The 20,486-nt window shown below is 68.2% G+C and carries 13 protein-coding genes; 5 read left to right on the top strand and 8 right to left on the bottom strand.

Features of this window, described 5'->3' with window-relative positions; genetic code table 11:
* Positions 1–96 precede the first annotated feature (96 nt).
* Positions 97–987, bottom strand: a complete 891-nt coding sequence (locus tag F4560_RS42855) for a restriction system modified-DNA reader domain-containing protein (protein ID WP_184928719.1) — start codon at positions 985–987, stop codon at positions 97–99.
* A 313-nt stretch (positions 988–1,300) separates the two neighbouring features.
* On the opposite strand from F4560_RS42855, the gene F4560_RS42850 reads away from it, so the two are divergent.
* The 5 genes from F4560_RS42850 to F4560_RS42830 all read left to right on the top strand — a co-directional run bounded on the left by F4560_RS42850 (position 1,301) and on the right by F4560_RS42830 (position 10,417).
* Entirely contained in the window at positions 1,301–1,948 is a 648-nt protein-coding gene (locus tag F4560_RS42850; RefSeq protein WP_246477960.1) for a helix-turn-helix domain-containing protein, read from the top strand.
* Between the two features lie 68 nt (positions 1,949–2,016).
* The gene (locus tag F4560_RS42845; RefSeq protein WP_184928717.1) at positions 2,017–2,949 is read left to right on the top strand and encodes a DUF4192 domain-containing protein; all 933 of its coding nucleotides are present in this window, start codon (positions 2,017–2,019) and stop codon (positions 2,947–2,949) included.
* A gap of 1,285 nt (positions 2,950–4,234) precedes the next feature.
* On the top strand, positions 4,235–5,854 hold the full coding sequence (locus tag F4560_RS42840; protein ID WP_184928716.1) for a DUF262 domain-containing protein: 1,620 nt from the start codon (positions 4,235–4,237) through the stop codon (positions 5,852–5,854).
* Positions 5,854–8,925, top strand: a complete 3,072-nt coding sequence (locus F4560_RS42835) for an SNF2-related protein (RefSeq protein ID WP_184928715.1) — start codon at positions 5,854–5,856, stop codon at positions 8,923–8,925. The genes F4560_RS42840 and F4560_RS42835 overlap by 1 nt, the downstream gene beginning before the upstream one ends.
* A 43-nt stretch (positions 8,926–8,968) precedes the next feature.
* Positions 8,969–10,417 carry a Fis family transcriptional regulator gene (locus F4560_RS42830; protein ID WP_184928714.1) on the top strand — a complete coding sequence of 483 codons (1,449 nt, stop codon included), beginning with the start codon at positions 8,969–8,971 and terminating at the stop codon, positions 10,415–10,417.
* 640 nt (positions 10,418–11,057) lie between these two features.
* On the opposite strand, the gene F4560_RS42825 is transcribed toward F4560_RS42830, so the two are convergent.
* The 7 genes from F4560_RS42825 to F4560_RS46420 all read right to left on the bottom strand — a co-directional run bounded on the left by F4560_RS42825 (position 11,058) and on the right by F4560_RS46420 (position 20,423).
* Entirely contained in the window at positions 11,058–11,357 is a 300-nt protein-coding gene (locus F4560_RS42825) for a hypothetical protein (protein ID WP_184928713.1), read from the bottom strand.
* Positions 11,358–11,768: 411 nt separating this feature from the next.
* The gene (locus F4560_RS42820; RefSeq protein ID WP_246477959.1) at positions 11,769–12,485 is read right to left on the bottom strand and encodes a hypothetical protein; all 717 of its coding nucleotides are present in this window, start codon (positions 12,483–12,485) and stop codon (positions 11,769–11,771) included.
* Entirely contained in the window at positions 12,482–12,739 is a 258-nt protein-coding gene (locus F4560_RS42815) for a hypothetical protein (protein WP_184928712.1), read from the bottom strand. The genes F4560_RS42820 and F4560_RS42815 overlap by 4 nt, the downstream gene beginning before the upstream one ends.
* A gap of 78 nt (positions 12,740–12,817) precedes the next feature.
* Positions 12,818–14,614, bottom strand: a complete 1,797-nt coding sequence (locus tag F4560_RS42810) for a vWA domain-containing protein (RefSeq protein WP_184928711.1) — start codon at positions 14,612–14,614, stop codon at positions 12,818–12,820.
* 52 nt (positions 14,615–14,666) lie between these two features.
* Positions 14,667–15,899, bottom strand: coding sequence for an AAA family ATPase (locus tag F4560_RS42805; protein ID WP_184928710.1), 1,233 nt, complete (start codon positions 15,897–15,899; stop codon positions 14,667–14,669).
* A gap of 36 nt (positions 15,900–15,935) precedes the next feature.
* Positions 15,936–16,076 carry a hypothetical protein gene (locus F4560_RS42800; RefSeq protein WP_184929757.1) on the bottom strand — a complete coding sequence of 47 codons (141 nt, stop codon included), beginning with the start codon at positions 16,074–16,076 and terminating at the stop codon, positions 15,936–15,938.
* Positions 16,077–17,360: 1,284 nt separating this feature from the next.
* Entirely contained in the window at positions 17,361–20,423 is a 3,063-nt protein-coding gene (locus tag F4560_RS46420; protein ID WP_184928709.1) for a BTAD domain-containing putative transcriptional regulator, read from the bottom strand.
* Positions 20,424–20,486: the final 63 nt, after the last annotated feature.

The raw sequence follows: 20,486 nt of genomic DNA, 5'->3' as shown, positions 1-20,486 counted from the left end.
GCGCAGGGACTCGTCCACGGCAAGCCTTTCCCGGGACAGGGCGGCCGGACCACCCCGCGCAAGTGGATGCGGGCGGTCCGGCCGTCGAGAAGGGGGTCACTGCCCTCGGTGCGGTTCGATTGCCTGTCCTCGGTGGGCTCGCAGTTCGGTGCGCAGGTCGCTCAGAGTCCGCCTGTCGGAGGTCCTTTTCCAGGATCGCCAGCCGCTCATGTTCTTTCCTCCCAGGGCGGCAATGGCTCCGGACGGGTGGTGGTAGGCGCGCCCGTCCGCGAGGACCAACGTGCCGTTCGGGTGGATGTGGGCGGTGTGCCGGGTACCGCGCGCCGGGCGGTCCCAGATGAACTCCTCTCCGGCCTGAAGCAGACCGGCGGCGAGCAGGTCCACGAGGCCGCCTTTGCCGCCCCAACCCTGCAGAGGCCGATCGACTGTCACGTTGGGCGGGAGCGTCGCGGCCTCGGTCGTTTCGACGCATCGTCCCATGATTGCCGCAGCGGTGACCGCGACGGTCCACGGCCAGCGCGGGTCCGCCCCTTTCCACTCACCGACCCGCAGCCACTGGCTGCCGTGCGCGAGCAGCATCTCCACATCGACTTGGTCGTCCGGCGGCGACTCACCGTCGGGCGCGGTCAGTACGAGGACGAGATCTTCTTCGCACATCGCCGCCTGCGGCTGTCCAGGCAGCCAACATCCGGCGAACAGGGCGACTTCGCCTTCCCGGTCGGGGTCGGTGTCGTCCATGACGTCCGCTGCCAGTACCAGCATCGCCCAAGTGTTCTCGGGTTGCCGCATGGGCGTGGCAGCGATCGACGGGGCGAGAACCACGGCGTCCGCCGGCAGTCCTTGCCGCCACAACGTCGTCGTCTCTTCGTCATCCTGTGTCGTGACGGGCATCGGACCGGGAGTGGTTGCGGTGTCGCCACTCGGCGCGGCAACGGCAGCGTCCGAGGTGGCTTCGGGTGGCGTCGGCGGCGTGGTATCGGCGGTCATGGTTTCTGTGTCCCTTCGGGTTCGGTTCATCCGGGCCCAACAGCCGACGTGTATGGACGCTTCGTGACCGTCGAGGTGTCAATGCGCGATACACGATCGGCGATGAAGTGGACCCTTGTGGTGTAACGGTTTGCCGTTTCAATGACCATCCATAGAAGACAGACGACTTGTTTGGAAGTTCCGCTTGACTTCACGGCGGCAAGGAAGCGTTCATAGCCATGCGGCCCGCACGACCGGATGCGCACCGGGGGCCGCACCCGCTCCGGCCCGGGGCATGGCCGCCCATCCACCCATCACTTCCTGCGAGGTAGTCATGTCCACCAACACCAACACCAGCCCGACGCAGCAAGGTGTCCCCAACCCGACAAAGCCGCGCACGGAAGCCGAGGAGAAGCTGTGGCAGGCACTGCTCGACAACCCAGGTAGCACCGCCGCCACGTTGTCGACCGCCGCCGGGATCGGCAAGTCCACGGCTCCGAAAATCCTCACCCGATGGGAGAAGGAGGGCTTGGTCGCCCGCATCGCCGGGAACACCGATGGTGGATCACGTCCCGCCGACCGCTGGTCGATCAGCACCGACAACGAGTGTTCCGACAAAGACCGGCGTGCGGACGAAGGCCCGACCGTTGACCGGACCGCGCATGATCAGTCCTTTGTGGATGCGGACGTGCCCGTCGACAGTCGGCCCACTGCGACGGTTGAGGCGCAGGCGGATACGCAGTCGAAGGGTGAGCGGTTGGCACCCGGGGCGTTGCGCGGGATGGTCGAGGACTACCTGCGGGAGCACTCCGGCCAGGACTTCAGCCCGAACGCAGTGGGCAAGGCGCTGAACCGGTCGGCCGGTGCGGTGCACAACGCACTGGAGAAGCTGGTCGTCAGCGGCTACGCCGTGCGCACCAGTGACAAGCCCAAGAAGTACACGCTCGCCCCGGCAGCCGAGGACTCCACCGCAAGCGGCTGAAAGGGCTCGGGGCGGGCCTCGCCGTCCGCCCCACCATCCGACACCTGACGACCTATGGGAGCACCACCATGCACACCACCGGCCCGGCGGATGCCACGACCGCAGACCAGGACGTCCTCGCGTCCACGCCGACCTGCCACGCCATCGCCGACTTCTACGACGAGCACGACATCCACCCACGCTGGGTCGGTTCCCTTCAAGGCCACGCCGACCCCGAGTCACTGCGCACGACCACCTCCGGACGAACGCTGTTGGAGGCCACCGACCCGGAAACCTTCACCGCCGCCGTGACCGACCTGTTCGACGTGTGGGCCGACAAGGACGACGGCCTGCGCTATCCACCGTCGGACGGATGGCCGTGGCCGTGGCAGGACCTCCGCCACGCCGACTGGGTATACACCTTCGACGGACACCGGGTCTGGGTCGTCACCGACCGCGCCACGGTCGGGATCATCACCCCGACCGCTCTGGTTCCGGACCCGAAGGACGTCCTCACGCGACGGGTCGAACTGCTCGACGACCTCCATCGTCGAACCGACCCCACCGCCGAGGATCGCCCCGCCGCCCCGGAACGCCCCAGCCCTCGACGAAGTCGCTTCGACCTGATCCACGAACACGTGCTCCACGCCGGCGATCGCACGCGACCGCTGACCGACCACGAAGTCGCCGACCTGGCGTTCGCGCTGACCAACCCACTGGTCCGTGACGCCTGCCTGTCCTTCGCCCTCGGCGAGCACGCCGCCCACGCCGAGTCGCTGTGGACCGAACTGTCCAGGACCAGCCCCGCGCCCGAACGAGCCGAACCGATCGCCCTCCTGGCCGCGTACGCCTACCTGCGAGGAGACCTCGACCTGGCCGCAGCCGCGATCGGACTCGCCGAAAGGAGTTCCCCAGGGCACCGCCTCGGCGAACTGCTCGGCACCGCACTGCGCAATGACATCGACCCGGCAGCCCTACGGCGAATGGCACAACGGAGCCAGGAGCTGATCGCAGAGCTGTGACCTCGGCACCCGAACACCGGGTGCCACTCGACCTCGACCAGCCGTCGGCGGCCCAAGCAGAGCCGCCGACGGCTTCCCTTCGTCACGACCGCCACTCGGCTGGCCCGTTTCGTGGACTGGCAACCCGTTTCACGACAGTATTTGGTCTGCACTGAACCTATAGAGACAGTTAAGTTACTATGAGTGATCGCGGCTGGCACCTGGCGGATCGATGAGGTTTGCCAAAACTGAGTGACATGCCGACCGAAAGCCGGACACGAGCCACACAACCCAAGAACGTTAGCGATAATATTGCGCAGGCTTCCGCAGCGGCCAGCACAGATGCCTGGACCCGCGCGGGCGTACCGGCCGGCAACGACCTACTCCCCCGTGTGCTGAACGCCGCGTCGAACGACGCGGCGGGCGGGTCGACCAGGTGCCAGCGAATGAACCCGACGACCTTCTCCGCGCCACGCAGCCGGTCCATCCGCGCGTCCTGCGATCGGCGGGATCGGGGGCCTGGCCTCCACCCTCTTGAAACGGAAGCAGGCGGCCGAGGCATCGGCGGAGGTCGACCGCCAGTGGTCTGCCGTGCGGCGGACGGCTACTGCGCACACCAGCGGACAGGTGAGGGTGCCGATCGACGTCAAGTTCGTTGAGCTGCGGACTTGCGTTTTGAACGCCGACGACCGCGGCGGCCCGCTCCGAAGCGTCGTCCCAGGTCAGCCGCCTCGCGCACGACCCCAGGCACCGGGCCGGACAAGGTCCCGGCTCGCGCGCAATCGCGCATCGGCCGCAGTACACGGGCGACGCGGATCAGTTCGTCCAGAAGGGCGACACCCGCCGCATCGCGGACGGTATCCGTTCGTAGCCGCCCGTTGTCCAGCCGAGCTCAGCGCCAGGCTGCACCTCGACACGCCGCCGACCAGTCCTCAGCGTGCTGATCAACGAGTACCAACCCACAGCAGCCAACCGCAAGCCAGACCATGTGGCCGACTTTTGATTCCCATAGGCACGTAGGGTCGACCGTGCGGTGACGAGACGGAGCAGCGCAGCTATTCCCGTTGGCGCAGCGCGGCCAGGCCGGCAGTTACACCTTAGAGTTCACCGGTCCGAGTGCAACAGTGGCTCGCTGCTCCTGAAGAGATGGCGATATAACCCACCGGTACATCAAACGCCCTTGCGCATTACACACATCTCTCTCGGTCTTCACCAAGGGTCCACGATCGACTCGACCGATAATCGATCTTGTCGGTGTGCGCTTCTAGCGTCGGCCTCGATCTATCCATCGACAAGGAGGCGCGCGATGAGCGAACCTACCATGAAGATCGAAGAATTGATCGAATTGCTGACGAGCGGTCGTGTCGACGTTCTGGAGTGCCAGCGTCCGTTCCAGCGCGACGCGCGCTGGGTCGCCAAGCTGATCGGCTCTACGGTCGCGGACTGCCCTTGGGGCGCCGTGCTGTTCTGGGTACCCGACGACAGCAACCGACCCCTCGGCGGGCGGTATCAACAGGACACCGCTGCGGACTACTTCGTCATCGACGGCGGGCAGCGCTTGACGGCACTGGTCGCGGCTTTGGGCAAGCAGCCGCCGTGGATCCCGGAGGACGAGTGGGTCGCCATGGACGGCCCGTCGTTGGCCGTCAGCGTCGGTCTGACCCGAAACGACGACGTGCGGATGCGACCGACGAGCAGCAGTGCCCAGGGTGACATCCCGCTGGGCGAACTGCTGTCGGGGACCCCGATCGAGGATCTGCTGGACCGGGCCGGCCTGGCGCAACGTAAGGGCTTGATTCAGAAACTGGCGGACGTCGCCAGCGAGATCAAGAACTTCGAGGTCCACGTGGAATGGATCAAAGGCACCGAGGAGCACGCAGAACAGTGCTTCCTTCGACGGAACGAGAAGAGCCAGCAGATGGCCTTGAAAACTGAGCAGTTCCAGATCTCCGTTCTGACCTGTCGGTTCCGGCCACTCCAACGCGACATCACCGGCCCGCTGCTGCGCCATGCCGAAGCGCGCAACATGGGCAAGGTCGTCAACCTCCGATCCGTCAACCAGATCATCCAACACCTCCTCCCGCCTGAATTCCGGGGAGGTCGTGCCGTCCATGCCGAGCCTTCCCAGGTCGAAGAGGTCGCTCGACTCGCCGCCGGCAGCATCACCCACGCTCTCGACTACCTGGAGCGGATCGGCATCGTCCACGAAGACCTGCTCCCCTTCCCCTCGATGATCGAGGTGATGGCGGGCTTGATCGCCCGCTACCCGGCGGAAGCAATGACGGATACCTTCCTCGCCCACTGGCTGACCCACGTCATCGCCGCCGAGGTGTTCCACGGCGCGAAAACCGTTCGTCACCTGCTGAAGGAACTTGAGAACTCGACGAGCTACCAGGAAGCGAAGGTCACGCTCTCCCGGATCGCGCCGGAGGGGCGTCCATCGCCGTTCACGCATGAGCGCGTGATCTTCGTTGAGAAGGGTCGCTTCGGCAGTACGGGCTGCCTCTACGTGTTGGCGGCGGCAGCTAAGACGTCGGGTCTGGTCGTGGACTTGGACGACACGAGCGGCATTGTGTTCCCTCACCCATCGATGACGCTTCGTCCGTTGACGGATGACCCGATCAAGGGATATATGCCGCACTACGGCCTGTTGACCGAGGCGATGGCCAACAAGGTCCAAGAGGGCCGCGGATGGACGCGTCAGACGTACGAGATGCTGCTTCCGTCCACCCAGGTACTGCACGTCCACCAACTGGAGGAGCCCCCGCCTGGGCTTGGCCACGACGACGTGCCGGACTTCCTGGCCCTGACGCGCCGTAAGCCGATCGCGGACGTGATCGACTCCTACCTGCGCACGATCCCGCCTCTTCCCGGCAGGGAAGGCCCCGCCCAAGGCGACCTGTTCAGGCAGGAAGGCGGTTGGTGATGTCCGGGCTCTGGTTGAACCGCGCGGGCCAGACCATCGCCTGCCGTTTGCGCTTCTGGCTTACCCATCAGTCGGCGCGGCCCGACTACATCGACCTCGTCGCGGGCTACGTCAGCATCCGTGGTCTCATGTCGATCGAGGCGGAGTTGCGGCGTGCTCTGGACCGTGGAACCCAGATTCGGCTGTTGTTGGCCGTCACCCAGGACGAAGCGATCTGGATCAGGCTGCCAGATCCGTTCACCGACAGCACGGACCTGCTCCGCCACAGGCTCGCACGCAACGTCGACTACTTGCGGACCGAGCTGTCGGGTATGCCGATGGTGCGCGACGCCCAGGTCCGACTGCTCGGACTGGCGTACTTGCTGCGCAGGCCGGGGTTCTCCTGCCGACGACACGAGACCGCCTTCGTCCACAGCAAGGTCTTCACGCAACACGGTGCCGATGACAAACCCGTCGCCGTGATCGGCTCGGCCAACTTGACCCTGGGCGGGATGATCCGAAACGAGGAATGCAGCAGCCAGGTGACCGGTTCCGACGCCCAGGAAGCGGTGGACTACGCCACGGCGCTGTGGAACGAGGCCGTCCCCTTCGACCTGACAGCCATCATCGAAGAGCAGTTCTCCAACTACCCCCACGAACTGGTCTTCCTCCGCATGCTCTTCGAGCTGTACGGAGGCGACGTCAACGCCGAGGACAAGCTGTCGTTGGCCGCGTGGCAGCGCGACGGGGTCGCCAGGGCATTGGCCATCGCGCGAGAGTACGGGGGTGCGCTCATCGCCGACGACGTCGGTGTCGGCAAGACCTACGAAGCGGCCGAGATCATCCGCCGCGGTGTCTACGAGCGCGGCGAGCGCGCGGTCGTGATCTGCCCCGCCAACCTGGTGCGGATGTGGAGGCATCGGCTACGCGGGTGGAATCTGCCCGCCGACGTCCTGAGCTACCACGGCTTGCCCGTCGCAGTCCGGACCTGGGAGGAAGCCGGGGAGGCAGCCTTGCCCTACGACCTCGTCGTGCTCGACGAGGCCCACTGGCTGCGCAACCGTACGACCTGGCGCGACGCGCTGCGTGTCGCGTTGGCGTCCGCCGCATCACCACCGCAGGTCTTCGCGCTGACGGCGACCCCGATCCAGAACCGCGGTCAGGATCTCGTAGAGGTTCTCGGCCTGGCACTTCCCAGGTTGACCGTTCAGCATCGTCGCGCACTCGCGGACCTCTGCCGCCGGGCAGACCGGCTCGACAGAGAGCAGTTGAACGATCTGCACCGACTGCTCGACACGATGATGGTGAGACGAACCCGACAGGGCATCAAGGAGAACTATCCCCAGGGTTTTGGTGACGCGACCCTGGTCTTCCCTGAACAACTACCCCAGGAAGTCCGGTACAGCCTGCCCCCACGTCTACGCACACTTGTCCGGGACGTCCTCGCGGCCTTGGATGTCGAACGCGCGGACCTTCCCCAGAGCGCGCTGGACGACTACCACGCCCTGGCGCCGAACGAGGAGCCACCGGCCGCCCTGACGATGGCCGCCTACCACCTTCAGGACTACCAAATCCACCCGGCAGACGGAAGGAGGTCCACGTCGGCCTTCGACTGGACACGCCTGAGCAAGTGCATGCTGTGCAAACGACTCGAGTCCTCCGTGGCCGCCCTGGCGTCCACTCTGGAGGCCATGCGTTCCCGCTGCGCCGATGTCCTGCACGACCTCGATCGGGGCACGGTCTATCTGCCTACCGATCGGCACCTGACACTGCCAGGACACGCATGGGACGGAACGCTGGACGACAACACACTGGCCGGCCTGGAAACCGACGAGGCCCTGGAACGGCAACCTGGCAGCAAACGAGTCGCCCACCGTGCCGATCTCTTCGCCGTTTCCCAACTCCGTCAGGATCTGGTCCACGACATCGCCATCCTGACCGGTCTCAGGGACACCGCCGACTCCTTGATCCCCGAAGACCCGAAGATGCCGGTCCTCATCAACCTGGCCACCGAGACCGTCAGGCATCCCGACGGGCCGAAGCTCCTGATCTTCACCGGATCGCGGGTCACCGGAGAGTTCATCACCGCCGAACTGGAACGCCACATCGCCGGCAACCCTGCCCTGGCCGGGTATCGCGGCAGAATCGCCAGCCTGGCAAGGAAGGAACGTCCGACCGACAAGCAGATCCAGCGCACAACGGCCGATTTCGCACCCCAAGCCGCCGACATCGCGCCGGGGATTCTTGCCGATCACTACCCGCGGAATCGGTACGACCTGCTCGTCTGCACCGACATGCTGGCCGAGGGCATCAACCTCCAGCAGACCGCCTTCGTGATCCACTTCGACCTTCCGTGGAACCCCATGATGATCGGCCAACGTGCAGGTCGGGCCAATCGGCTGGGTTCGCCCTACGAGCACATCACATGCTTTTCCGTCTTCCCAGACCGCAGCCTCGACGCACAGCTGCATCTGCTCAACCGCCTGTACGGGAAGATCAACGTCGCTGCGGCCGCCGTCGGCGTCCCGACCCCGATCATCCCGGGCGCTACCGTCGAACCACGAGACTTCACCGCAGCGATCTCTTCGAGTGAACCGGCGAAGGACACATTCCCGGCGTTCGACGCCGACGTGTATCGCGCGATGCTGGGAACAGCGCTACGCACGCCAGGCCTCGGCGCCGCCATCCGCGACTTCCCCCGCAAAGCGGGCGGCGTCGCGGGTGACGGCCGACTCCGAGGCTTCGTCTTCTGCTTCCGCGTCCACACAGCTCCGCGCCACAAGACCACCCTGTGCACCATCTTTCTCAACGGCGCCTCACTCGTCGACCAGATGAGCTGCATTCGGGAGGCAGCCGCCAGCGACATCGCAGGCTGGCTTCGCCGAGCCGGCCACGAGCCCCACAACCTGACCGAACCGTCCGGCACCTTGCCCGACGACGTTCTCCAGCACCTGTGGCCAGCACTCGAACAAGCCCGCAAGCGAGTCGCCACCCTGCACCACCTCACCGACCACGAGTCGGACGACCAGATCACCGTCATCACGTGGCTCGCACTCGCCGCACTGCCATCTCGCCGCACCGCACGGGAGTGAACAACGGCCGACACGGAATGCCGCATACCCCAAGGAGAAGACAGTGACCAAGCACCCCAACACACACCCGACCAAGTCGCAGGCCCACTTCGACCCCACCGCGTCGGCGATCATCGTCGAGCGGATGGCCATGCGCGATCCAGACGTGGTACGCGAGGCCCGACGGTGGACCACCGGTGAACGAGGGCCACTGATCGAGGATCCCGCCAAGCTCGCGTGCGCAGACCTCGAAAACTACGTCACCGAAGCCATGCGCATCGGCGCGCACGCGCTGTCGGTCACCGGCCAAGCCCACGAGGCGCAGGCGCTGGAACACCTGCTCAAGGACCTGGGTGACCGGACAGCGGACTCGGTGCAGCAGGCGGCGGAGGCCACAGGTCGCGCGGCCAAAGACGCCTCCGAGGCCGTCACCAAGGCCGCCACCGACGCGAAGAAGGCGATCACCGAGGTCGATACCCAGACCCGAAAAGAATTCACCACGGCCGTGATGGCTGCCAAGCAGGACCTGAACGCCGAGGTGCGCAGGATCTTCGGCGGCAAAAGCCCCGAACTCCTCGAACGCCTCCAACCGCTGCTGGACGAGTTCGGCATGAAACTCGACGTCAAGGCAACCGCGGGCACCCACGAACTGCTCACCAAAGCCGCAAAGCAGTTCGACCCCACCGATCCCACGTCACCGATGGCGAAGCACGCAGCAGAACTACGTCTCCGCCAGGAGCAGCTCGCCGAGCAGCTGAGCAAGAACCACGCCGAACTGACAAACAAGGTCAACGAACTCTCGACAGCACTCAAGGTCCAGGACGCGAGGACCGCACTCGCCAAGATGACCCCGGTCAAGGGCGAGTCCTACGCAAGCCAGATCCACCCACTGATGTCCGGTATCGCAGGCGGCTTGGGTGACGAGTACGCCGACACGAGCACGATCACAGGACACCTGCCCCGCTGCAAAAAGGGCGACGGCGTACTCACCGTCGACTCCGGTGCCGCACATGTCGTCATTGAAGTGACCGATTCCACGCGCGCAGCATGGGGTGCCTACCTTGACGAGGCCGAACGCAACCGCGACGCCATCGCTTCGCTCGGTCTTGTCCGAACATCCGCACAGAACGGGAACCAGACCATCCGCGTCATCGGCGCCCGCCGCATCGTCATGGCCTTCGACCCCGAAACCGACGACCCGGAACTCCTGCGGACCACCGTGATGCTTCTGCGTGCAGCCGCCGTCACCGCCGCCGCACGAAAAGGCGGACACGAGATCACCACCGCGGAGGAGAAGATCAACGAAGCACTCGCGCAACTGACCACGATCGACTGCGTCAAGAAACTCGCGAGTACGATCCAGAAGAACGCAACCAAGATCGACAGTGAGTGCACCGCCCTCAACTCCGGCATCCGCCGATTGCTGAACGACGCGCTCGCCGCCCTGACTGGCGTCGAGTCGACCACACCGACAGTCGCTCCCGTCTGCGGCGCCTACGACGGAGCCGCCTGACCGGCAGACGACCGCCCAGACCGCAATCACGGCAGCATCGTGAAACCGCACAGTGGAATCGGCTGGTGCTCGCAACGATGTCTTCGAGCACCAGCCGCTCCGTGTACGGCGCGATCCCGTCAGATATCCGAAGCTGTGTCTCCTAGGCCTGCTCAGCCGCCGCGCTACTACGGAGTAGCCGTCGCCGTTGCCGGACGGTCATGTCGTCACGTGCCTCCAGCGGTTCATCGTTGGGGGCACGACGGCGTCCGAGGGCTTCGCGTTCCTGCGTAGGGTTTCCGGGGTTGCATGTCGCCCACGGTTGGTGCAGGAGCTTCCGCCGGGTGGGTCCTATCCGGGTTCTGTCGTGGCTGTCGTGATGATGTAGATCGTTGGCCTGCTTGGTAGTTGATGACGCCGAAGTAGCCGATGCCCCTGTAGTGTGGAGTGATCGTTCGGCGGCTATCAGGCGAACAGGTGCGCCCTATTTCCGCCGAGAACCTCGTCCCGGTTCCGGGCGGCAGCCAGTGTGGAGCCCCACGGGGGCACGACGCGGGTGTTCAACCCGGGCACGCGTTTCCGTAGCCTTTCAAGGAAGCTGGACCTCGGCGAGCGAGCCCGCCTCGTTCTTCTGGTTGGCTTGGCGGGTGGTTCGGATCGGCTAGGAGGGGGAATCCCACTGTTGGGTAGTGGGGTTCCACGTCGCCTCGGTGAGAAGCCGGTTGAGGTCGGGTAGGCCGGGGCCGATCATCCAGCCGACGCGTTCGCAGTCGGTCTCGCCGGGCCAGCGGCCGGACCAGGTGTCCTTGCCGCAGTTGTGGTTGCGGTCGCAGCTCAGGCGTTGAAGCCCGGTGTGCAGGCACCGGGCCACGTCGCAGCCCTCGACGTGTGGCTGGTTAATGGCGACTTCGCAATCCGGGCAGTGCGGCCGGGGTGCGGAGAGGTCTAGGAGGTCGGGCATGTGCTGTCGTACCTTTCGGTCTGGTCGTGGCTGGGTCCGGGCTGGGTATGCCCGGTCGGGGCGGGTCGTCGTGGCAGGTGGTCAACTCGCGGCATCGCGTAACTCCGGATGCGGCCGGTGATCACCCACCCAACCTCGGTCGAAGAGGTAGATCCAGTCGGTGCTGCGGCTGTCCGGCCAGGGCCACGGCCGGCCGTCGCGAGCGTGGTGGCTTTGGCGAGACTCTGTTCGGTGAAACGCGTCGAGCGAGGCGAGTACGCCGTCGGCGAACGTCGTCGGGTCCGTGGCTTCCAGCATGAGTCGGCCGCAGTCGAGGCCCCGCAGCGTTTCGTGGTCGGCGTTGCCGTGGAGGGCTCCGAGCCGGCGGGCACGGCGTCCGGTCCCGTCGCAGAAGTCGGCGGTCGTGGCGGATCATCGGCCGGGTTCGCGTTCGACGTCGGCGGGGTGTGGGAAGTAGCAGTCCTCGTCGCAGTCCCGCGCGCCGGCGGAGGTGCCGCAGGCGGTACAGCGTTCCGACCATTCGGTGGTGCCGCCCAAGCTGGGAAACGAGCCGGCGTCTCGCGTGTTGGTCGCGCCGCAGACGGTGCACCGTTCGTCGGTATCGCCGATCCGGTCGAACAGAGGTCGGCGGTGTACCGGTGTGGTGACGTGGTCCATGGTGCAGTCGGGTCGGTGGTTGGACTGGTCGCGGGCCTCGTCGGCGAGGCAGATGTCGCGGTGGGGCTGGAGATAGGCACCGAGGTCGGCGAGTGCGGCGATGCGGAAGACGGGGATGAGGGCGGCGCAGTCCGGGCAGTGGTCGAGCAGCAGCCACGCTTGTCCCGGGGTGGTGTGGTCGGGGATGAACCTCCACGCCCGGCCGTTGACGGGGTCGGTGACGGTGATCGAATCGCCGGGAACCGGTCCGCTGCGGGTGGGATAGGGGCGGCGGGGGTCGTCGGTGACGAGCACGGCGTACAGAGGCACGCCCAGCGCGGTGGCGACGGTGCGGGCGACGCGGGCGCGGCGCGCCCACCGGTTCCACGCCTCGGGGTTGTCGTGGCGGCGGCGGAACCCGTCGGGGTCGGCGGCGTGGTGGGCGCGCGCGGCGCGCACCGCCCGGCTGGCGAGTCCGTGCCACATGGTCATCGCGACCACCCGAGGGCGTCGGCGGCGGACGCGGGCAGGTGACCGACCTGCTCACCGAGGCCGAGCCACACCATGGGCGGCTCGGTGGGCGGGGTGCCGTCGCCTTCGGCGTCGTCGGGGGTACACACCACCCGCGCGAGGTGGTGTTCCATCGGGTAGCCGGGTTGGGCGGCGATCCGCACGGGGATGGTCGGGTCGTAGGCGGACAGGGCGGCGATCACGTCGCCCACGGTGGCGAGTCGGTTGTCGGTCATCGCTGAGTCACCTCGTGGTCGTTTGTGTTGGTGCGGGTGGGTGGTCCGGGGCGGTGCGTCCGCCCTGGACCGGTGGGGCTAGCGGGCGGTCGCGCGGAGGGCGGTGGTGGCGGTGTGCCCAATGGCGCGGGCGGTGGTGGCGGGGTCGGTCAGCCGGTGCACGGTCGCCCCGGCGAGGGGTGTGTCGGTGTCGTCGGTGGTCAGCCACAGAACCGCGCACCCAGACGCGCGCAACCGGTCAAGTTTCTTCTGTCCGTCCCGGCGCGGTTGGTCGCGGAACTGTCCGTCGGACACGATCACCACCAGTCGCGCCGCGCCGGGGCGGGACAGGCCGAGGGCACCGTCGAGGGCGTCGAGCGCGGTGGGGATGTCCTCCCAGTTGTCGTTGGAGTGGAATTCGGTGACCTCGGCGGGGTGTTTGCCGGGGCGGGTCAGGGGGCGGACGTGGTGCCCGAAGATGACGCTGGCGGTGTCGGCGGGCACCCTGGTGTGGCGGGCGGCGTCGGCGAGGATCCACGCCGCCGAGGCCACGTGGTCGCGTGCCCATCCCATGGAGCCGGACACGTCGCACGCCACCCCGACCCGCAGTGGCGGGGTGGTGACTGGGGTGCGGGTGATGCGGGTGAACGGTTGCGCGGTGACGGTCGCCCCGGCGGCACGTTGGGCTTCGGCGGCGCGGACACCGCGCATCCGCAGTCGGCCCGGCGGCACGTCCGAGGTGGACTTCACCGCGACCCGTTCGCGGACCCCGGCGGTGTCCAGCGCGCGTGCCAGCACCCGCGCGGCGGTGCGTTCCTGCGGGGTGGGTCGGCGGGTGCCGGCCGTTTCGGTCGTGCCGGTACGGGGACCGCCGAGGGCGAACACCGACCGCGCCGCCTCCTGTGCCGTCTCGGCGGCGGCGTCAGCGTCCGCCTTCGCGGCGGCGGCGACGGCCGTGGGGTCCTCGGGGGCCTTCTCGCGTGCCGCCTTCGCCGCCACCCCGTCCAACACTGCGGCGATCGCGCCCGCCAACGGTGACGGGGTCACGGGGCCACCGGTCCCCGTGGTGCCGCCGGACGGGTCCGGGGTGCCGGACGGGTCGGGTGCCGCGCCGGGGTCCGGGTCGGCGGGGGTGTCGGGGTCGGTGTCCGGGTCGGTGCCGAGGATCTCGCACCATTGCCGCCCGAGGTCGAGCATGGTCTCGCCGTCGTCGTCGGCGGTGCGCAACGCCGTGCGCCACACCGCCCGCAGCTTGTCCAACACCTCGGCCCCGAGAACATCTTCGATGACACGGGCGACGGGGGCGACCTCGGTGCGGGTGAGCACCCCGCCGTCCGCGCGTCCCAGCAACAGGGCGGCGGTGTGCGCGGCGTGCGCCGGGGTCATCTGCGGGGCGGTGGCGGGGTCGGCGAACAGGTGCAGGTCGGCGGCGACGATGTCCTTCACGCACGCCCGCAACCAGTGCCGGTCGTCCGGGCGGCGGCGGACCTGTGCGGCTTCCATGCGGGGCTCTTCCAGCAGCATGGCGGCGGCGACCACGCCGGGCGGGGCGTCGCGCGGGGGTTCCCAGGCGGTGTGTTTGGCGTGCCCGCATTCGTGGGTCAGCGCACCCCATGCCGGGGCGTAGCGGGGGCGGTCGGACAGGTTGGCGGGGTCCACGGTGGCGGGGTCCACGCCGAGGTGGTCGCCGTCGACCTCGATCAGCGCGCGGGCGGGGTAGAAACACGCCGGGGCACCCCCGCCCGCGCCGGGTGCGACGGTGACCAGGAGGTCGTCGCGGTCGGCGATGATCGGGACCTCGTCGGCGAAGGCGGCGGACAGGGTCAGCCATTCCGGGCGGGCGGGGAACACGGCGGCACCGGTGGCGGTCGGGTCGGTGGTGAAGTGGGTGCTCACGGTTACGGTCCTTTCGCGACGGTCGCGGTTCGCCGGGCGGGTGGGTCGGGGGTCAGGGTTTCGGGGTGATGCGGGCACCGAGGGCGAGTGGGGTGACGGTGCGCCCGAACGCGTCGCGCACCACGGCGGCGACGGTGGCGCGGTCCTCTTCCGGCGCGATGCCCACGAGGTTCCCGGCGGCGGCGTCGGTGCCCAACACGGCGGCGATCTTCTTGAACGCCAACAATTCGCGCAGTTGGGGTGCCCAGCCGACCTCGCCCCGTTCCTGCCGGGTCGCGAGGTTGCGCGCCACGCGCACCGCCTTCTTGTCCACGCCCAACTGGTCGGCGAGGTCGTAGTCGCTGGACACCTGGACCTGGACGGAGAACCGGGATGAGAGGGCGTCGGTGAGCACCGCCCCGTGCACGCCGGGATTGTGTCCGGCGACCACGTAGAACCCCGGCGCGGCGTCCACGACCTCGCCGCCGTTGGCCTTGATCACGATTTGGCGGCGTCCGTCCATCGCGGGGTAGACCACGGCGAGCACGGTCGGCGGGATCAGGGTCGCGTCGTCGATGAACAACGGCACCCCGTCGCGCATCGCGCGGACCAGCGGACCGTGGACGAACACGAACTCGCCGTCCGGGGTCTTGGTGTAGTCGCCCACGAAGTCAGCGACCACGGTGTCACCGTCGCCCTGAACCGTGATGCAGTCCGGGAACGCCGCCTCCACCACCGACGTCTTGCCCGTGCCGGGCGGTCCGTACAACAGCGCGGCGACCCCGGCGTCACGCAACCGCCGCAACGCGGTCACGTCCGGCATCCCGGACAGCAACCGGGGGTGGTAGTCCATCCCGTTCGGGCGTTTCACCGGACCGGTGACCACGCCCGCCGACCCGACGACGGACCTGCGCGCGCCGGACCGGGCGGGCGTGGGCGCGGTGGCCGGTGCGCTGGGGGTGGTCGGTTTCGGTGTCTTCGGGCGGGGCGTGCGAGGTGGGGCGGGGGTGATCGTGGGCGCGGCGGCGGACGCCGTGGTCGCGGTCGCCCGGTAGGCCAGCGGGGTGGTCGAGGCGACCTCAGCTTCCCCCCGGTCGGCGAGCACCTTGCAGGCGTTGCCGACCGCCCCGGATGACCGGTTCAGGGTGTGCGCGATGTTGCGGGGCGTGAGGTCGGTGCCCGTGTTGTCGGCGAGGACTTTGGCGACCATCGCGCGCAGTTCACCGTTGCCGAGTCGTTTCGGCGTGCCCGACGGGGCGGGCGGCGTGGTGATGGGTGCCGGGGCGGGAGGGGTGGGCGTGGTCATCGCGGGCGTTCCTTTCGGGTGTACGGGCGGCCGTGGTCAGGCGGCGAGCGCGGATTCGGCGACGTCGGCGGCGAGCTGGTGCCGTTCGGCGTCGGCGTCCGCCGCTTCCGGGGTGGCGTGGTCCGCCGACCATCCGCAGTGGCAAAACGCGGTGGCGGTTCCATCGTCATTCGTCACGGTGTCGGCGTAACACACAATCGGCTCCCCGTTTTCGACATGGCTCGCGCCGGGCGTGGCATTCGGTGTGATTTCCGGTTCCCCCGGCGACAATTCAATTATGACTCTGCGCCGCGCGTCATGCAATAGGTTTGGAAGCTCATTTTCAAGACTCTTTTCGACAGCTCGCCGTCGTCGATATTCCGAAATGGAAGCCGGCGCGCGTCTGCACATTCTCAATCCATGTTTGACCGCATTTGCGCAGGTCGGCGAGACACAAAAGGACACACGAACCGCAGGTACGACCGAAAGCCGGCGGCGCAGATAACGCAAGAAAGCGGTTGAGAAAACAATAAATAGGGGGAGTTGGACGAAAGAACGGGATCGAGCAATGAACGGGACAGCGCACGGGATAGAGACGACAGCCGGCCACCAGTCCGCCCCGATGTGTTCACCGGCTTGTGGCCAAGCGAGTCTGGGATACCAGCGGATCCCCCTACACCCCTTCTGACCGGCGTCTTCGCTGCCCAGAGGGGGTGGCGCTCTAACAGGATCCCCAACCTGATCCCCAATGTGATCCCCCGTATGAACCCCCAACGGACGTCACTGTGCGCGCAGTCGATCTCCACTTGACTACTCACAGTGACACCCTGGCGAGGACGACGTGGTCATGTTGAACAGGCACGATCGCGTCAGCGGCACGCGCGGGGAAGGCACTGCAGCACTTCGCCAGCACGGACGCGGCCCTGGTGCCGCGCCGACGCACATGGGAAGGGCCCGGCGACCGAGGGAGACGATGGGGCCTTGCGGGGTTCCGTACGACCCGAAGAATCTTTTCGGCGAAAAGTTGGTACTCCGCGACGGTCCGCGACGTCGGGTCGAAATTCTCTCCACAGTCAACTCGGTATTCCATCGACGAGAATTGGGCGGGTAAACACGCTGTCCTGCACGATAGCATTCGTGCCCGGACATTGGAAAAGATGCGGGAACAGGGTCTGATCGTCCGTCAGAGTTGGAGATAAGTCTTTTCCGCTGGAAGTCCTGTACTCGTTGAACCCGGACGTCGCCGAGGTGTTGCCGCTGGTGGAGCCTCTGATCGAGTGGACTCGGGGGGCACCCGGAACTGCTTGAGCAGGCTCAGGCGTACAGCCGGCGGCATGCTGGCGAAGGTGTCTTTCCGCCGGCACGGTGGAGTTCGACGACGTCGACCCGTCCCCTGCCTCGGTGCCTGCCGAGCGGCGTGGCCCGCGGGGCGGCGGCTGACCGACCTTGGCTGTCGGCGGCCGGGGCTCACCGTCGTGGTGGTCACCCGGCCCTGCTGTGGCCACGGTCGACTCCGAGCGGGTGGGGTTCGCCGGCGTCGTGGTGGCGGCGCAGCCGTTCGGCCAGGCTGATCGCCTGCGGGGTCGGCCGGTCGTCGACCTCGGCCAGCCGGGTGGTCAGCAGGGTGAGCGTGCGCGGGATGGCGTCGAGCCGGCCGAGGCGTTCCTGTAGCCGCATGATGTCGCGGTAGATCAGCTCGTTGTGCGGGTCGAACGCGCGCGCGACCTCCAACAGGTCCAGCGTCTGCTGCGGGTCGTCGTCGACCAGGGCGCGGGCAAGGGCGGCGACGGCGTCGATGGCGTCGCGACGGATGGCCTCGCGCGCGGTTTCGATCCACTCGGTGCTCATCCCGTCGGCCAGCGGGCCGCGGTAGCTGTCGACGATGCGTCGGTACGCCTCGACCCGGTCCTCGTCTGCGGTAGCAGCTCGGCGGGCGGTCACCGCGGTGGCGAAGGACCAGTAGTCCACCTCCACCGATGCGGGATCGATCCGGTAGCGGCTCTCGCCGACCAGCACGACGTCGGACAGGGCGCCGTAGGTGGCGGCCGTAAGGGCGCGGCGTAGGCGGCTGAGGCTGGTGTTCATCGCGTTGGTGGTCTTCTCCGGTGGGCTGGTGGCCCACAGGGCGGCGGTGAGGGCTTCGCGGCTGGCGCCGTCGGGGTGCAGTGCCAGGAACACCAGCAGCTCGCGCAGGCGTGGCTGGAAGGCAGAGGTGATCTCGCGTTCCACGGCCTCACCGCCAGCAGCCGCAGCCTCGGGCCGCCACCACACCCGCGGCGGTCCCAGGACGCTGATCCGCATCGGCACGGGCGGGAGGTCGCACTGAGGGTTGGCGGCGTCGTGTTGTTCGTCGCCGGGATGAGCAGGGGAACCCGTAGGCGATGGAGCCTGCTCAGCGCGAGGTTCGGTGCGCCTGCGCGCGAGCTGGTCTGGGCGCAACCGGGAGCCAGGCGAGGACGCGGGCGTGGATCGCAGGATCTCCAGATCGCGGTCGCCTCGTCGTTCGGCGGCGTTGACGGCTGCCGGAAGCTCCAAGTCCGTGTCGGCGACCGGTTCTTCGGCGATCCTGTGTTCGCCACGCCCGGTCCGAGGATCTGTGGTCCGCAGACCGGACGGCGGCTCGGCGGGGTCGCTTGCGGCGGCAGGGTGGTCCGCCACGGCCTGAGGTCGGGGCGTGAGTGTCGGTGGAAAAGGGTTGTCGCTCGTGCGCTCGGGTTCGGTCGCGGTGTCAGGGGTGGCGCGGTGCAGCAGGGTCAGCAGGTCGGCGGTGTGGTCGTCGCCGAGCCGGAACACGCGCGTGCCGCGTAGCGCTTCGCCGAGGCCGGGGCTGGTGGTGGAGATGGTGCCGTCGTCGCGGATGTAGGCGGTCACCCCGGAGTTCCACTGGCCCAGTAGCAGGCCGGTCACGCCGACGGCCGATCCGTTGTCCAGCACCGCCTGCAGCCGTCGGGACTGCCGTGCGGGTGTGCGGGCCACCAGCACGACCGGCCCCCACGAGCGGCCGCTAAGCGGGGGTTGCCCGACGCGCACCAGGGTCTCGGATTCCAGCATGTCCAGTGCGACATCGAGGTCCACCGCCACGTGCAGGCTCGCCGGAAGCGGTGCCCGCGCAGGCCGCCGACCCAGCAGTGCGGCGAGATCCTCAGCCGGAACGACCACCCTGGCATTCCCGTCTCCGGAGGTCAGGGCGGCGACGAGCAGCGCGCGCACCGCGCCCGTGGCGCCTGCGCCGAGCAGACCCAGACCGCGCGCGGCGGCCAGGTCCAGGGCGATCTCGCTACCGTCACGCACACCAACCGACAGGACCGGCGCCTGCTCATCGGACGCCCTGTCCTCATCACCGAGCACAATCTGCGGCACCGGTGCCCACCGCGGTCGCCCGCCCGGCCGGTCGAGGGCCAGTTCGTCATCGCCATCGAGGTCGAGCTCGAACTCCTCGGGGTCGGCTCGCAGGTGTGCCAGCCGCAGCTGGTAGACCACGGGGGCGACGGGCAGGTCGCTGCGCTCCCCGCTGCCGGGCCGGTAGCGACGCCGGTTGTGGCGGCGCGCGGCGACCAGGGCGGCGCTGACCGCCGCGGCCAGTCCGAGGCCGACGAACAGCTCTTCGCCCCAGCTAAACGCCGGGTCGTCGGAAGCGTTCGGGCTCGGCACTTGGGCACCTGGCGGCTGGGTGGCCTGGGGAGCCTGGGTGGTCGCTGGGGCCTGCGTTGTGGCGTGCGGTGGCGCCGTCGGGCTGCTGGGAGGTGGCGTAGCAGTGGTCGGGGGCGGCGGCACGGGCTGCGGAGAGGGCCGGACTGGAGGTGTCGCGGGCACAGCGACGTCGTCGGGCAAGGCCATCTCTTCGCCGGGGAACACCAGGCTGGGCCGGGTGAAGGTGCCGCCGTTGGGTTGTGGTTTGCCTTTGTTGAGATGGTAGATCTCCGGCCAGCGGTTGCCGTCGCCCAGCGCGCGTCCGGCCATGCGCCACAGGGAGTCGTACACGCCGGTTTCGGGGTCGTAGGCGAGTACCACGGCGGACTTGGCACGGGCCGGCTGCTCAGGTGCCACCCGGCGCAGCGCGGTGTAGGCGGCCGGACGAGCCTGGGCTGCTGATCGCTCGGGCGACTGGTTCCAGACCGAGACCGCCGCGCCGACATCGGTACCGCCCGGCCAGGTGGAGGGCAGGGGTGCGGCGGGGAGGTCGGCGCGTTGGCCGAGGATGGAGATCAGGACCGCGCCGACGAGCACGGCCGCGATCCGATGCACCGGTCCGGCCGCCGATATGTCCGGCATCCGCGCGTCGCGAGCGATGTCAATCGCGCAGCGGGCGACATCGAGGGCGAACAAGACCCACACCAGCCAGGTCGTGCAGGCGAGGAAGTCCAGCAGGAACGTCGTCGTCATCGGACCGAGCAGCACCCGTTGCACCTCCGCCCAGGAGGGCAGGTGATCGGGCAGCGGCCAGCCGGCGAAGTGCGTCAGCGCCCACGGCAATCCCGCCAACAGCGCGATGAGGACGACGACTGCCAGCACTACGTGCACCAGCCGCCCGAGCGACCCGAGCACACGCCCGGCACCGCGCCATGCCCGACCGCGCTCTCGGGGCAGCCAAGGCGGCTTCGGGCGGGA

It is taken from the genome of Saccharothrix ecbatanensis (assembly GCF_014205015.1).
Taxonomy (GTDB): Bacteria; Actinomycetota; Actinomycetes; order Mycobacteriales; family Pseudonocardiaceae; genus Actinosynnema; species Actinosynnema ecbatanense.
This window is presented reverse-complemented; position numbering and strand designations above follow the sequence as displayed.

What these genes read in the sequence shown, in the direction of transcription:
- F4560_RS42855 (WP_184928719.1), bottom strand. Translation starts at nt 987, where the DNA reads ATGACCGCCGATACCACGCCGCCGACGCCACCCGAAGCCACCTCGGAC.
- F4560_RS42850 (WP_246477960.1), top strand. Translation starts at nt 1,301, where the DNA reads ATGTCCACCAACACCAACACCAGCCCGACGCAGCAAGGTGTCCCCAAC.
- F4560_RS42845 (WP_184928717.1), top strand. Translation starts at nt 2,017, where the DNA reads ATGCACACCACCGGCCCGGCGGATGCCACGACCGCAGACCAGGACGTC.
- F4560_RS42840 (WP_184928716.1), top strand. Translation starts at nt 4,235, where the DNA reads ATGAGCGAACCTACCATGAAGATCGAAGAATTGATCGAATTGCTGACG.
- F4560_RS42835 (WP_184928715.1), top strand. Translation starts at nt 5,854, where the DNA reads ATGTCCGGGCTCTGGTTGAACCGCGCGGGCCAGACCATCGCCTGCCGT.
- F4560_RS42825 (WP_184928713.1), bottom strand. Translation starts at nt 11,357, where the DNA reads ATGCCCGACCTCCTAGACCTCTCCGCACCCCGGCCGCACTGCCCGGAT.
- F4560_RS42820 (WP_246477959.1), bottom strand. Translation starts at nt 12,485, where the DNA reads ATGACCATGTGGCACGGACTCGCCAGCCGGGCGGTGCGCGCCGCGCGC.
- F4560_RS42815 (WP_184928712.1), bottom strand. Translation starts at nt 12,739, where the DNA reads ATGACCGACAACCGACTCGCCACCGTGGGCGACGTGATCGCCGCCCTG.
- F4560_RS42805 (WP_184928710.1), bottom strand. Translation starts at nt 15,899, where the DNA reads ATGACCACGCCCACCCCTCCCGCCCCGGCACCCATCACCACGCCGCCC.